The sequence below is a fragment of the Shewanella sp. TB7-MNA-CIBAN-0143 genome (assembly GCF_040310065.1).
Lineage (GTDB): Bacteria > Pseudomonadota > Gammaproteobacteria > Enterobacterales > Shewanellaceae > Shewanella.
This window is the reverse complement of the sequence record NZ_JBEOPL010000167.1, coordinates 1-234: the sequence shown is the minus strand read 5'-3', so window position 1 is coordinate 234 and position 234 is coordinate 1. Positions and strand designations below refer to the sequence as shown.

1 protein-coding gene is annotated in these 234 nt (G+C 40.2%); it reads right to left on the bottom strand.

Annotated elements, in window-relative coordinates; all coding sequences use genetic code 11:
• Nucleotides 1–234, bottom strand: a 234-nt coding sequence (locus AAEY97_RS21520; protein ID WP_351001438.1) for a TniQ family protein, incomplete at both ends; no start/stop codon positions are given.

The window sequence follows — 234 nt, the reverse complement described above, 5'->3', positions numbered from 1 at the left end:
GTAGTTAATTGTGCTTTATGCTTATGGCACGCTTTATAGGGCTTTAAATGCCAATAAAAAGGAATACATGAAGATTCAGACAAGCATTTAATGCAAACAGGTATGTTATCAGTGCGAAGTAGCTCAAGGGGAATAGTCAGTTCATTTCGACTTACTGCTGCTAAGTTGCCAAATTTAAAGTTACTGCGCCGCCATGCAAGCGCAAGAATGTCACCAGCGTTTACATCAGCTAAC